Source organism: Monashia sp. HAY1-2A, from assembly GCF_056755315.1.
Genome location: NZ_JBNDHY010000812.1, coordinates 1 through 234 on the forward strand (window position 1 = coordinate 1; position 234 = coordinate 234).

1 protein-coding gene is annotated in these 234 nt (G+C 70.9%); it reads right to left on the reverse strand.

The features are described 5' to 3' along the window. On the reverse strand, positions 1–234 hold a 234-nt coding region (locus tag ACPYOM_RS24025), incomplete at both ends, for a CHAT domain-containing protein (RefSeq protein WP_481347906.1).

The window sequence follows — 234 nt, forward strand, 5'->3', positions numbered from 1 at the left end:
CAATAGAACTCGTGGCTGAACACGAGCGCCGCGCGGTCTGAGATCTCCGTCTGTATCGCCACGACCGCGTGCAGACCCTGGCGCACGAGGGCCTGCCCGGCGCCGGAGAACGCGTCGCGGCCGGACGTCCGTGCACCCTCGCATGCGTTGAGGACGGCCAGCTGCAGGGTCCGTGCGTCGTGCAGGAGCGTTCCGAGACGGGCCCCGCTGACCCGGTGGGCCGTCCTCAACGCG